General features: G+C 69.7%; 17 protein-coding genes and 1 pseudogene. 1 reads left to right on the top strand and 17 read right to left on the bottom strand.

Features of this window, described 5'->3' with window-relative positions:
• Positions 1 to 70: 70 nt before the first annotated feature.
• Positions 71 to 634: pseudogene (locus MKK60_RS19900) on the bottom strand (MHYT domain-containing protein); the annotation flags it as partial.
• 257 nt (positions 635 to 891) lie between these two features.
• Between MKK60_RS19900 and MKK60_RS19905 the strand changes: the two are divergent.
• Entirely contained in the window at positions 892 to 1,305 is a 414-nt protein-coding gene (locus MKK60_RS19905) for a DUF1236 domain-containing protein (RefSeq protein ID WP_243988304.1), read from the top strand.
• 80 nt (positions 1,306 to 1,385) lie between these two features.
• On the opposite strand, the gene MKK60_RS19910 is transcribed toward MKK60_RS19905, so the two are convergent.
• From MKK60_RS19910 to MKK60_RS19985, 16 genes are all read right to left on the bottom strand, one after another.
• On the bottom strand, positions 1,386 to 1,577 hold the full coding sequence (locus MKK60_RS19910; protein WP_243988305.1) for a hypothetical protein: 192 nt from the start codon (positions 1,575 to 1,577) through the stop codon (positions 1,386 to 1,388).
• Between the two features lie 108 nt (positions 1,578 to 1,685).
• A complete protein-coding gene (locus MKK60_RS19915; protein ID WP_243988306.1) occupies positions 1,686 to 2,531 on the bottom strand; it encodes a transglutaminase-like domain-containing protein in 846 nt (281 codons plus the stop codon).
• A gap of 74 nt (positions 2,532 to 2,605) precedes the next feature.
• Positions 2,606 to 3,595 carry a mechanosensitive ion channel family protein gene (locus MKK60_RS19920; RefSeq protein WP_243988307.1) on the bottom strand — a complete coding sequence of 330 codons (990 nt, stop codon included), beginning with the start codon at positions 3,593 to 3,595 and terminating at the stop codon, positions 2,606 to 2,608.
• Positions 3,596 to 3,641: 46 nt separating this feature from the next.
• Positions 3,642 to 4,814, bottom strand: coding sequence for a chromosome partitioning protein ParA (locus tag MKK60_RS19925; RefSeq protein WP_243988308.1), 1,173 nt, complete (start codon positions 4,812 to 4,814; stop codon positions 3,642 to 3,644).
• A 31-nt stretch (positions 4,815 to 4,845) separates the two neighbouring features.
• Complete coding sequence (locus MKK60_RS19930; protein WP_243988309.1) at positions 4,846 to 5,157, bottom strand: hypothetical protein; 312 nt, start codon at positions 5,155 to 5,157, stop codon at positions 4,846 to 4,848.
• A 24-nt stretch (positions 5,158 to 5,181) separates the two neighbouring features.
• On the bottom strand, positions 5,182 to 5,952 hold the full coding sequence (gene aqpZ / locus MKK60_RS19935) for an aquaporin Z (protein ID WP_243988310.1): 771 nt from the start codon (positions 5,950 to 5,952) through the stop codon (positions 5,182 to 5,184).
• Entirely contained in the window at positions 5,952 to 6,308 is a 357-nt protein-coding gene (locus MKK60_RS19940; protein WP_243988311.1) for a DUF3618 domain-containing protein, read from the bottom strand. Before MKK60_RS19940 ends, aqpZ begins: the two co-directional genes overlap by 1 nt.
• Positions 6,305 to 6,712 (bottom strand): phage holin family protein, encoded by a 408-nt coding sequence (locus MKK60_RS19945; RefSeq protein WP_243988312.1) that lies wholly within the window; start codon positions 6,710 to 6,712, stop codon positions 6,305 to 6,307. The genes MKK60_RS19940 and MKK60_RS19945 overlap by 4 nt, the downstream gene beginning before the upstream one ends.
• Positions 6,709 to 7,080 carry a hypothetical protein gene (locus MKK60_RS19950; protein WP_243988313.1) on the bottom strand — a complete coding sequence of 124 codons (372 nt, stop codon included), beginning with the start codon at positions 7,078 to 7,080 and terminating at the stop codon, positions 6,709 to 6,711. Before MKK60_RS19950 ends, MKK60_RS19945 begins: the two co-directional genes overlap by 4 nt.
• A 119-nt stretch (positions 7,081 to 7,199) precedes the next feature.
• Positions 7,200 to 7,562: a CsbD family protein gene (locus tag MKK60_RS19955; RefSeq protein ID WP_147728134.1), complete on the bottom strand. Its 363-nt coding sequence runs from the start codon at positions 7,560 to 7,562 to the stop codon at positions 7,200 to 7,202.
• Between the two features lie 82 nt (positions 7,563 to 7,644).
• Positions 7,645 to 8,100 (bottom strand): YidB family protein, encoded by a 456-nt coding sequence (locus MKK60_RS19960; RefSeq protein ID WP_243988314.1) that lies wholly within the window; start codon positions 8,098 to 8,100, stop codon positions 7,645 to 7,647.
• Between the two features lie 51 nt (positions 8,101 to 8,151).
• Positions 8,152 to 8,712 (bottom strand): cupin domain-containing protein, encoded by a 561-nt coding sequence (locus MKK60_RS19965; protein WP_243988315.1) that lies wholly within the window; start codon positions 8,710 to 8,712, stop codon positions 8,152 to 8,154.
• A gap of 37 nt (positions 8,713 to 8,749) precedes the next feature.
• Entirely contained in the window at positions 8,750 to 9,040 is a 291-nt protein-coding gene (locus tag MKK60_RS19970; RefSeq protein ID WP_243988316.1) for a 3',5'-cyclic-nucleotide phosphodiesterase, read from the bottom strand.
• 75 nt (positions 9,041 to 9,115) lie between these two features.
• A complete protein-coding gene (locus MKK60_RS19975; RefSeq protein WP_243988317.1) occupies positions 9,116 to 10,048 on the bottom strand; it encodes a YsnF/AvaK domain-containing protein in 933 nt (310 codons plus the stop codon).
• Positions 10,045 to 10,461 carry a YsnF/AvaK domain-containing protein gene (locus MKK60_RS19980; RefSeq protein WP_243988318.1) on the bottom strand — a complete coding sequence of 139 codons (417 nt, stop codon included), beginning with the start codon at positions 10,459 to 10,461 and terminating at the stop codon, positions 10,045 to 10,047. The genes MKK60_RS19975 and MKK60_RS19980 overlap by 4 nt, the downstream gene beginning before the upstream one ends.
• A gap of 83 nt (positions 10,462 to 10,544) precedes the next feature.
• The gene (locus MKK60_RS19985) at positions 10,545 to 11,504 is read right to left on the bottom strand and encodes a PhnA-like protein (RefSeq protein WP_243988320.1); all 960 of its coding nucleotides are present in this window, start codon (positions 11,502 to 11,504) and stop codon (positions 10,545 to 10,547) included.
• Between the last annotated feature and the right edge of the window lie 37 nt (positions 11,505 to 11,541).

Here is an 11,541-nt window from a genome sequence, read left to right on the forward strand (position 1 = left end):
AGGGGCTACGATGAACCAGCCATCCTCCGTTCGTGAAGACCCTCATTCTGTCCCACAGGTGCTGACGTCGGACACCCGTGTAGTGCATGCCGGCGACCGCCAGCCCCATCACGCATGCGGCGGCGAGCTTCTGCCAGGGTTGGTTGCGGCGGAAGGTCAGCCACAGGGCGGCGGTGGCGGCGGTCACCGCGATAGCGGCCGAGAGGGTTACGACCGCCGGATCGTAGGCGAGGTTGCCGGGCACGCGCATCGCCGCCATGCCGGTGTAGTGCATCGCCGCGACCCCGAGGCCCATGAGCGGGCCCGCGACTAGGAGCGAGCCCGGCCCCGTTCCCCGTTGTGCGACCCAAGCGAAGGCGCCGGCCGTCACACCCACCGCGATCAGCAGCGACAGCAGCGTCAGCCCGAGATCGTAGGCGGCGACCATGCCCATCTCGAAAGCGAGCATGCCGACGAAGTGCATCGACCAGATGCCGCCGCCCATCGCCACCGCCGCTCCGGCGCCCCAGGCCCAGCGCGGACCGGCGTCCGGACGCCGGACGCGGGCACCGAGATCGAGGGCCGCATAGGACGCGAACACCGCGATGACGATGGAGAGCGTGACGAGAGGCGGGTTGTATCCGGTGTGGACCATGGAGATTTCCGGTTTGTGCCCGCCCTTGCTACCACCGAAAGGCAGCGAGCTTGGGGCAATCGCCCATTCGTGAACGTCCCTCTCGATCCGATCTTTTTAGACGGCTCGTACGGGTGTTCGGGACACCCGGATGCGTCGGGACGCAAATCCGCCCCCATCGGCGTTCCTATCCGGTTCGACCGGAACGGATGTCCGGGCACCGAACCAGGTCGAATCGACCGGGATCGGCCGAGCCTATCGATGACAGGGGGATTCTCATGAGGACCAAGATCATTCTCGCCGCGGCGGCGCTCGCCATGGCCGTTCCCGCGTTCGCCCAGGCGCAGGGGCTGGTGCGCGGCGCGCAGGAAGGTGCCGCCGACGGACGCGCGGCGGGCGGGCCCATCGGGGCCATCGTCGGGGGCGCCATCGGCGCGGCCACCGGCACCGTCAACGGCATCCTCGGCGTCGACGATCGCCCGCGCTTCCGCACCTACGTCCGTGGCGAGCACCGGTCCTCCTACGCGTACGACGGCGATGTCCGGGTCGGTACCGTGCTGCCGTCGGCCGGGGTGAGCTACTACGACGTCCCGGAGGAGTACGGCGCCCGCGGCCACCGCTACACCGTGGTCAACGGCCACACCGTGCTGGTCGAGCGCGGTACCGGCCGCATCGTCGAGGTCATCGACTGACCACCGCGTCGCATCGGCCCGGACCTACGGGTCCAGGCCCTTTCCCGGCCTTCGTCCGAGCTCCGCCCGGCGGGGCCGGGTCAGGATAGGAACCGGAGGCAGGCTGCCACGACGGCCGTCGAGGCGATGGGAAGGCTTAGGACTGCGGCCAGGGTCGTGGTGCGTACGCCCTTCCGCTCGTTGTCGTTGTCGGCGAGCGTTGCCAGGGTGAGGTGCCATCGCTCGACGACCGCGATGGGGTCAACCTCTTGCGATGCGTTCATCCCGGCCATGGATCACTCCTCCGAACGATGGTCTCCATAGCACGGAGACGGGAAGGCCGTCCGCAATGGGGACTGTCTCTTCCGGAGTGCACGACCACGAGGAGGCTGCCCCTGCGGTCAACCCACGGGTGGCAGCGCGAAGTCGTCGGCGACCTCGACGGTGTGAACGTCGAACTGCGCCAACAGGGCCGTACCGAAGCTCGTCGAGATGGCGACGTCCGTGGCATCGCGACCTCGGGCGATGACGATCCGGCCGATCCGTCGGGCGTCGTGACGGGCGTCGAAGGTGTACCAGCGCGGCCCCTCGGGACCCTCCAGGAAGACCTCGAACCAGGCCGAGAAGTCCATCGGGTTCGGATCGACCGGGACCCCGATGTCACCGAGGTAGCCGATGCAGTAGCGTGCCGGGAAGTTCATGCACCGGCACAGGGTGACCGCGAGGTGGGCGAAGTCTCGGCAGACGCCGACCCGTTGTTTGTACCCGTCGAAGGCCGAGCGCGTGGCGTCTGCGAGCTGGTAGTCGAACCGGATGCGCTCGTGCGCCCAGGTTACGATGGCCTGCACCCGGCCCCAGCCCTCGGGGCCGCCGCCGAACAGCGACCAGGCGGTGCCGGCGAGCCGGTCGGTGTCGCAGTAGCGCGAGCCCAAAAGGTAGACGAGCACCTCGTCGGGCAGGTCCTGTACCGGGATCTGGCGCGCGTCCGGGGCGTAGGCATCCGGTTCGCCGGTATCCGCGACCAGGAAGTCCGCCGAGACGGTCATCCGCCCGCCCGGGGAGACGAGGCGGACGCAGGTGTTGCCGAAGCCGTCGATGTACGTCCGCATCGGCACCGGCGGGTCGGCCCGCATCAGGTCCGGCGTCAGCAGGTCGTGCACCCGCGAAGGGTGGACGTTGAGCTGGTAGGTGATCGGCGTCGGCCCGAAGGTGTCGTAGCCGATGGTGTAGCCGGTCCGTATCCTCATGGTGGCCCTCCGCGTTGCCCGTCACGCCTCGACGACGGTCTGTGGCCACCTGCATCATGCGTGCCCCCGGCGCGTCATTCGGCAGCATTCGGGGCGGCGACGGCACCAGTCCGCCCGCGGCGCCGACCGGCGAGCTCGACCGGCGGCAGGCCGACGATGTTGTAGGTGGCCGAGGCGATGCCGATGCCGGCATCGCCTCGGCCGGCCAGGATCTCGCGGCTCATCGCATCCTTGGCCCCTCGGATCTGGTGGGTGCCGAGGATGAAGCGGACCGTCAGCTCAAGCCAGTTGTCGGTGATGCGGAAGAACACGCGCGGTTCGAGGTCCAAAGGATCGACCCCGAAGCGTTCGTGCAAGCTGGCCTTCGCCTCCGCGGCCATCGCCGTGGCATCGAGGGCGTGCCGGTGCGCGGCGGCAAGCATGATCGCCTCGACCTTCAGCCGGTCGGCCTCGTAGGTGATGGGAATGGCCATCTCCTCCCAGATGAACGGGAAGTCGCGGGTGTAGTTGAACACCGGCTCGGGGAAGATCTGCGCGTTGCTCACGGTGACGATGCGGCCGGTGAACTGGCGGCTCCGCACCCACATCGCAGGCGACGCACCCTGGACGGACGGGGGCTGGCCCATCTCCATGATCGTGGTCTGGATGAACCCGAGGCGAAGCACGTCGCCGCGTACGCCGCCCATGGTGATGCGGTCGCCCACCGTGAAGGTCGAGCCGCGCAGGATCACGAAGTAGCCGGCCAGTGAGGTGACGACCTGCTGAAGCGCGAAGGCGAGGCCGGCCGACAGCAGCCCGAATGCGGTTGCCAGGCGAGCAGGGTCGTTGAACCAGATTGAGAGCAAGCCAAGGACGAGCAGCACCGCCGTGACCAAGCTGATGCCCTGGCGTGTCCAGAACTTGGTCTGGAGCGTGGCATGGTCGGTGCGGGTCAGGACCAGCCCGACCAGCGCCCGCAGGCCCATCCCTCCTCCGACGACCATCGCGATGGACATGAGCGAAAGGACGAGTTTCCGCCCGTTCTCGGCGTTGACGCCGACCCAATCGATTCCGAGGAAATGCAAGTCTTCGCCCTTCGGGTAGGTCGAGTTGTATCGACGTTGTACCGGTTCAGTCCGCCTTCGGTACGGTTGTGGGCGCCGGAGACTGGGACGGAACGGGTTGCACAGTCATGCCCGGGGGCTGGTCCGAGAGCCCCTGCCGGGCTTCCGCGAGCTTGGCCTGGGCCGCCGCGAGTTCCTGGCGGGTTGTCCCGAGCCGGTCTTCGAGAGCGGCCATCTCCTTGTTGCGGCTGGCCAGCGTCTCGGTCAGCGTCGCGAGCTGCCCCTGGGCGTCGGCATGTTGCTTCCTTAGCGCTTCAACGGCCGAGGTCGCGCCATCACGGTCGGCGGTCAGCTTCTGGATGGCCTGCTCGGCCTGACCGCGCTCGGAGATGACACGGTCCCGCTCGGCCTGGGCCGTCGCGAGATCCTTCTGGGCCGAAGCCAGTCCGTCCTTGGCCTGCTGCAGTTGCTGGCCGGCCCGGGTGATCTCGGCGGTCAGCTTGTCCCTGTTGGCGTTCAGGTCGGCGATGGCCTGTTCCATCTCGCCCCGCTGCTTCGTCGCCTTCTCGGTTTCGGTCCGGGCGTCGGCCAGCTCCTTCTGCGCTGCTGCCGAACCCTCACGGGCCTTCTGCTGGCTCTCCTCGGCCTTGGCGAGATCGGCGGTCTTGGCGGTCGCCTCCTGGGACATCGCGCCGATGTCCGCCCGCAGCTTGGCCTCCTGCTGGCGCGTCTCCTCCAGGCGGCGCCCGACGTCGGCAAGCTCCTTCGTCCGGGCCGTCGCGGCCTGCTCGGCTGCGGTGGTGGCCTCCTTCATCGGCGCGAGCTTCTGCTCGGCCTGGGTGACCTGCGCCTGAAGGTCGGCCAAGTTCTTGGTCTCCGCCTCGGATGCGGATTTCGCCTCGGCGGCCTTACCCTCCGCCGCCTGTCTCTCCGAGGCGAGGCTCGCTGCCTTCGCCTTGGCCTGCTCGCCGGCCTGGGTCGCTTCCCGGTCCTGTTGCTGTGTCGAGGCGATTTTCGCCTGGAGCGCGGCGAGCGTGCCGGCGGTCGACAGCTGCTGGTCGAGGTCACCCTGAAGGGCCGTCTGCCGGGCTTCCAGGTCACCGATGCGGTGGTCTCGCATCGTCCGCTGCCGCGAGCCCGCGATAGAGGCGACGATCAGCCAGACCAGGAGAACCGCCGCCACGACGGCGAGGCTGAACGGGAGGGGTCGGCGCAGTTCCGAGCGGTAGTCGATGGCCATGGCGGTCTCGCGAGCTTGGAGGGGCGTGGAATCAGATCGAGGAGGCTGCCTCGCCAGGGGTCGGCTCGGCACCTGCAGCACCAGGCTCAGGACCGCGGACGGGCGGGCGCGAGCCTGCATGTGCCGCCTCGACCAGGGAGCCGATCATCGTCAGCAGCGCGCGGTGCTCGGGCGATCCGTTCCCGGAGGCGAGGAAAACCGTGAGCTCGACCCGGGACGGCGAGCCCCCGGACGGTCCGTTCGGCTCGTGGAAGACGAACACGTCGCCCGGGTCGTCGCCGTGGCAGAGGAACCAGCGGTCGTCGTTGCTGCCGGCATAGATCAGCGTGCGTATGATGGTCATCGACGGGTCCCTTCGGAGGTGGCGCTAGAACTCGGTCGGCTTGATGCCGGCCTTCTCAAGGCGCTGTTCGAGCTCGGCCGGCAGGGCCTGCACAGCCTGGCGCACCGGCATCTGCACCACCGGATCGAGGGCGCGCATCGTCGCGTACAATCCCGCCGCGGCGGCCCCGCCGAGCAGGGGAGCCACGATGAACAGCCAGAGCTGCCCCACCGCGTCCCATCCTGCGAACAAGGCCGGGCCGATGCTCCGGGCCGGATTGACCGAGGTATTGGTCACCGGGATCGAGACGAGGTGGATCACCACCAGGACGACGCCGATGGCGAGGCCGGCGAAGCCGACCGGCGCCTTCAGGTCGGTCGCACCGAGGATGGTGAGGACGAGGAGCGCCGTCATCACGAACTCGACGATGAACGCGGCAGTGGCGTTGTAGTGGCCCGGCGAGCGCCCGTCGTAGCCGTTCGAGGCGAAGCCCGAGGCGACGTCGAAGCCGGGATGCCCTTGTGCGATTACGTAGAGGACGTAGGCGGCGACGCCGCCGCCGAGGACCTGCGCGGCCATGTACCCGGGCAGGCGGGCGGCGTCGAACTTGCGGCTCAGCGTCAGCCCCAGGGTCACCGCCGGGTTGAGGTGGCAGCCGGAGATCGGCCCGAGCGCGTAGACCATGGCCATCAGGACGAAGCCGAAGGACAGGGCGACACCGGCGTAGCCGATGTGGTCGGCGGCCAGGACGGCGCTGCCACAGCCGCAGAACACCAGGACGAAGGTGCCAACGAACTCGGCGACGTACGGGCGCATCAGCGGGAGTCCTTCCGGACGGTTGCCGGCGGGGTCGGGGCGATAATCGGGGTGGGCGAGGTGAACCGGTCGGGGTCACGCACGGCCCGGTACGTGGCGGCTCCCAGCGTGCGGTTGCCCTTGAGCAGCATCACGGCGCCGAGGCACATCATGAGGACCGGCACCGGATTGCGACGGACAGCCTCCAGGGCGCCGTCGTAGAGGATGGCCCCGGTCGCGTCGCGGCGGACGCTGCCGAGCATGTCCTCGACGATGCCGGTCGGGGTGAGGCGTTGCGTGAGCTTGTCCAGCGTCCGGTCCAGCCGGCCGCGGCTCGCCTCGATCTCGCGCTCCAGCGCGTCGGCGTCGCTGGTCATGCGTCCACGTGCTCCTTGATGACGGCGGCGTCCTGCCGAAGCTGTTGGCCCGTCCGGGTCGGCATGAGCCCGTTGAGCGAGAACCTGCGTCTTGCAGTCAGTGCCAGGACGATGCCAATGACGAGGAAGACGACCCCGATGATCAGGGCGGAGAGCGCCTCCGAGCCGACGACGGTGGCGAGCCACTTCACAAGGGCGTCGACCAGGACCAGGAAGCCGACGACGGCGAACACCGCCGCGCCGGTCATCGCCGCCAAGCCGACGATCAGGCTTCGCAGGTTGTTGGCCATCTCCTGGCGGAACAGGGCGATCTCACCCCGGACGACGTCGCTGGCACCCCGAAGCGCCTCGGCTAGGAGGCCCTGGAGCCCGCCGGACGGCGGGGGTGAGGGGACGGCGCTCACGGATACCCGCCCCATGCCTGCTTGGGCTCGGGCACCCGGGACTTATGGGCATCGCCTTTGCCGGACCGGAGGAGGTGGAAGGCTCCGTATCCCAGCGTCCCCACCACCAGGGCCGTCGCCAGCGGGTTGCCCTTCGCGACCGCCTCGGCATCGCGGTAGAGGTCGTGCCAGCCGCGCCGTGCGACCCGATCCGAGAGTGCGTCGAGGTTGTCGGCGACCGCGTGGACAAACGGCTTCGCCTGCGCCTGTCCGTCGAGTTCGCCGCCGCCCGAACGGAGCGCGCGGGCGAGCTCTGATAGGAAGCCGGCCGCCTCGGTCTTGCGCCGGTCGGCATAGCCGCTGGCCTGGTCCCGCACGGCATCGGCCAAGCCAGCCGGCGACCTGGCCGCCTGCATTGGGCCATCGGCGGCGGGTGGCGGCCCCGCAGGTCGGATGGGATCGTTCATGGTGGCTCCGGACCTGCGGGACGGTATGGATGGGGCCGGGCCTAGCGGCGGCCGTGGACGACCATCGCGAGGAGGTAGCCGAGCGCGCCGGCCATCGCGGCCATCATCAGGGGGGACTCCTTGGCGTAGCTCGTCACCGTGTCGGCGCCCTGGCGGTAGGCGCGCTCGGCGTCGGGGAAGGCGTCGCGACCCTGCTTCAGCGCGCCCTGCGCGAGGTCGCCGGCCTGGTCGGCCACGTCGCGCACCGCGTCCTTGGCCTGCCCGTACAGGTTCTCGACGTTGCCCTTGGCCTCGTTGGCGGCGCCCTTTGCCTGGGTCTCGCGGTCGCCGGTCACGTCGCCAACGGCGCCCTGGACCTTGCCGCCGAATTCCTTCGCGGCGCCGGTGATGCGGTTCTCGTCCATGGTTCTTCTCCTGGGTTGTGGGACCGGACGGCGGGATGCCGCGGGTCCAGGGTGAAGGGGGGCTGGAACGGCTGGCTGGGCGTCAGTGCGCCGGCAGCCTGCCGTCGGGGGTGTAGCGGTCGACAGCCGACGGAAGCTCCCGCGAGAGCCTGGACAGCAGTTCGTCGTGCGAAAGGCCGGTCTGGCGGGACAGGGCGTCCATGACGTCGGGACCGATGGCCTGCCGCAGCTGGGGCGGGGCGATCTCATGGTTGGGGCCGTGGTTCACCCACGAGTCCGCTGCGGCGCCGTGTCCGTTCTGCCGGAAGTTATCGACCAGCTGGCCCAGTCCCCCGCCGAGCACGTTGCCAACGCCGGCGCCGCCAAGCGCACCGCCGATGTTACCGAGAAGTCCCCCGAGGCCCGCTTGTCCGGGGGTGGACGCGGAACCCGAAGCCGCATGGCCGCCGAGCATCTCGGCGATCTTGTCCTTGTTCTGGAACCCGGCCACGGCGAGAAGGCCGAGCAGGGCGGTCATGGAGGGAAAGCCGTCACTCATTGCGTGTCTCCTTCAGTCGTCGATGCAATCCGCCGCGCACGGTGACCGGGACTAGCCGGTCGTCGGGTTGGTCGGATTGTCGTCGGTCGGTCCGAGGTTCTCCGTCTCCGGGCGGTCGCCGGCCGGGACCTCCTCCAGGGCCATGTCGGGGGGCGTCGTCTCACGCTCCGGCATCGGGTCCGCCGGACTTTCCGCGGAAGGCTCGTCCGGCCCGTCAATCCGGGCGTCGGGGTCCGCCAGGTTGAAGTCGTAGCCCTGCGAGCCGACCTCGGTTGCCTGGATCGTCAGGACCTTGCAGCCGTGGACCGAAGCATGGGGGCCGTGCACGACGCCGGCCGCGTGCGTCAGGTACGTTCCGGGCCCGAGGCTGCGACCCGCGTCCACGAGGTCTCCCTCCAGCACGTAGTGGGCTTCAGCCCCGTTCCTGTGGAAGTGAGCCGGGATCTCGGCGCCCGGCTTGATGTGGATGATGGTGGCGACCACGCCGCGCGACGCGTCGACATTAAGCAGCTGGGCTTCGATGCCCTCCGGGGTCGCCCCCGGGAGTTTGATCCCGGAGGTCTCGATCTCGTCGGCCACGGCGACCAGCGAACCGTCGTTTCCTGTCGTCATAGGGCGTGGTCCGTTCCGGGCTGAGGGCGTGGGTTCGTCATCGGGGGCGGCGATCCTCGGACTGCTGCGCCCGGCGTTCGGTCGTGGTCTCCCGCACCCGGTACAAGGCGATGGCCGAACGGCACCCGGGCGAGACCTTCGCCATCTTGGCCCGGAAGCAGGCTTCGACGCGGTCGCCGTTCGGATCGATGCCGGCGCAGAGCCGGAGGTAATCGCCGGTGCAGGCAGACCGCAGAGCCTCCTCGGAGACGCCGAGATCGCGGGCCTGCGCGGTCATGTTCGGCAGGGCGAGGAGGGCAGCCAGGCCGAGGATGCGAAACGGGGCCATGTCGGTTGCCTCCGATGACGGGTGCATGCGTCGAAGCGGGGCGGGGACGGCCGGCGGCCGCCCCCTGGTCGAGGCTTAGAGCGGCTTGTGCGGGACGGTCCCGGTGGCGGTGCCGGCGGTGCCGGTCCGGCTCACCGTTCCGCGCTCGTCGGTGACCTCGACCTCGGTGTGGCGCACCTTGTCGGTCACGGTCTCGACGCGGTCGGACGCCTCCTTGCGGATGCCGACCTCGCCGACCACGCGGGCCTCCTTCGAGACCACCGCCTGCTCGCGCATCTCGGTCGCCTCGATGACCTTGTCCTCGAACAGGGCCATGTCGCCCGGCGTGACGGCCCGGTCGACCACGCGCCGGTCGACGTGCACCGTCTCGTCCCGCAGGGTAACGTTCTCGCTCACCGCCTTCTCGACAGCGTAGGACCGGACGCGCACCCGGCCGCTGTCCACCATGCGCTTGCCGACGTTGAGGCGCTCTTCCACCACGGGGATGTAGTCGGCGTCGGTCGCTGCGCCGCGCGCGGACACGCTCTCGGGTGCGCCGGCCGCATGCAGGTCCGTGTCGCGGGTCGTGGCTGCGCGGTCGGTCGACAACGCACCCTCACCGATCATGCCGGCGGCTACCGGTGCGGTGCCGGCGGTGGATCCGGTCGCTCGACCGTCCCAGCCATCCTTGCGCCAGGACGCCTCGCGCTCGTCCATATCGACCGAGCCGTGCTCCTCCATGATGTCGTAGGTCTGCTCGGCGTATCCGTCCTCGACCGTTGCGGTCAGCATGGTGCCGCCGCGGTGCAGACCCTCGGCGTGAACGTGGCGGTCGTCCTCCGGCATGAAGAACTCCTTGAGCGAACCCCACATGCCGCCGTCCTGGGACATGGAGGTGGTGGACGTGCCGGCCTCGCCGCCGGACAGGATCCGGACTCCGACCTCGGGGATACCGAGGGCGACGAGCTTCGCCTTGGCCGCGGTCGCCTCGGGGTAGGTGTCGTACATGGCGGTGATGGTCTGGGTCATGGTTCGATCTCCGATGAGGGCGTGGGGGACAGGGCCGTGACGTGCCCCTCGGGGGACACGCGTTCGATCACGGCGTGCTGCCTGCGCAGCCTCACCGGCATCTCGACATCCTCACCCGCCGTGGTCCGGCGGATGTGCACCTCCTCCTTCAAGACGAGGCGCTTCTCGACGACGAGGATCTCTTCCAGCACCGGGATGATGGTCACCCCGTTCTCCTCGCGAACCACCGGGGGCATCTCGCCCTTGGCGAGGGTCCGGTTGACCGGCACCCGAGTGACCCCGACCATGTCGCTGCGCAGGGTCTCGCGCAGGACCTGCTCGGTGGTCTCGGTCCGGGTGGAGACCCGCACCCGCCCCGTCTCCACCGCCCGCTTGTCGATGCGGGCGGTCTCCTCGATCAGCGGGAGCGTCACGGTCTCGCCGACGGCGACCTCCGCCGCCGTCTTGCCTTGCGATCCAGGGAGGCCCGGCTCGATGGCGGAGGGGGCGCTAACCGTCAGACCCGACGCTGGGTCGTCGTGGCGTCGACGGCGGTGCGGGTGAGCACCGGGTCGACGGCGGCTCCGCGACCGGCGAAGAAGGCCGACAGCGCACCGAGGATCAGGGCCAGGGCACCGTAGAGCGCGCTCTGCGAACCCACGCGGGCGGCGGTATCGGCCGCCTGCTTGGCCTGCTCCTTGGTTTTGGCGACGGTATCGTTGAACTGCTTGGTGTAGTCGGCGACCTGGGTCCGGGCCTGCTCGACCGGGATGTTCTGCGCCTTGGCTAAAGCCTGTGCCGCCTTCTCCTGGGCGTCCTTCTGCTGGGTGGCGTCACCGGTCACCGCGGCGCGCATGGCGCTGACGGCGGCATTCTTCAGGGCCTCCGGATCGTTGCCGGTGCCGTTGCGGACCTTGCTCTCGATGTTCGAGAACGGGTTGTCCATGCCGGGCAAAGAGGGGCCTGCGGCCTGTGCGGCGGTCTTCACCGAGCCGCCGATCAGGTTGCCGGCGCCGCCCAGCGTGCTCGACACCGCGCTCGACGCGCCGCTGACGATGCCGCCGACGGCCGAGGACAATAGGTACACGACGACCAGCGTCGAGACCGCCCAGGCGAGCAGCCCGTGGTAGGCGGTGGTGGTGTTGGCGGGCTTGCCCGAGAGGCGCCCGGCGAGCCATCCGCCGGCGGTGGCGGCGAGGATGCCGGAGATCACGAACCAGATGCCGGCGCCGGACGAGAGCGACCCGGCGGTGGGCGTGCCATTGCCGGCCGGGTCGACCGTCGAGAGGCCGATGCCGAGCCCGACCATGTTCAGGATGACCTGGGCGACGAGCGCGATCACCGCGCCAGCGATGACCGCGCCCCAGGAGACGGAGTGCAGCGCCATCGTGCGCATGTCCTCGGCCGGGGTGGCGAGGCTGGTGGTCGGTAGGTCGCGGTCGTAGGCCGGACGGGTGGTATCGGGGGACAACGCCATCGTGGAAACTCTTTCGTCGGGAGTGGTCGGGTCGGTC

The organism is Methylobacterium sp. J-092 (assembly GCF_022829325.1).
Lineage (GTDB): Bacteria > Pseudomonadota > Alphaproteobacteria > Rhizobiales > Beijerinckiaceae > Methylobacterium.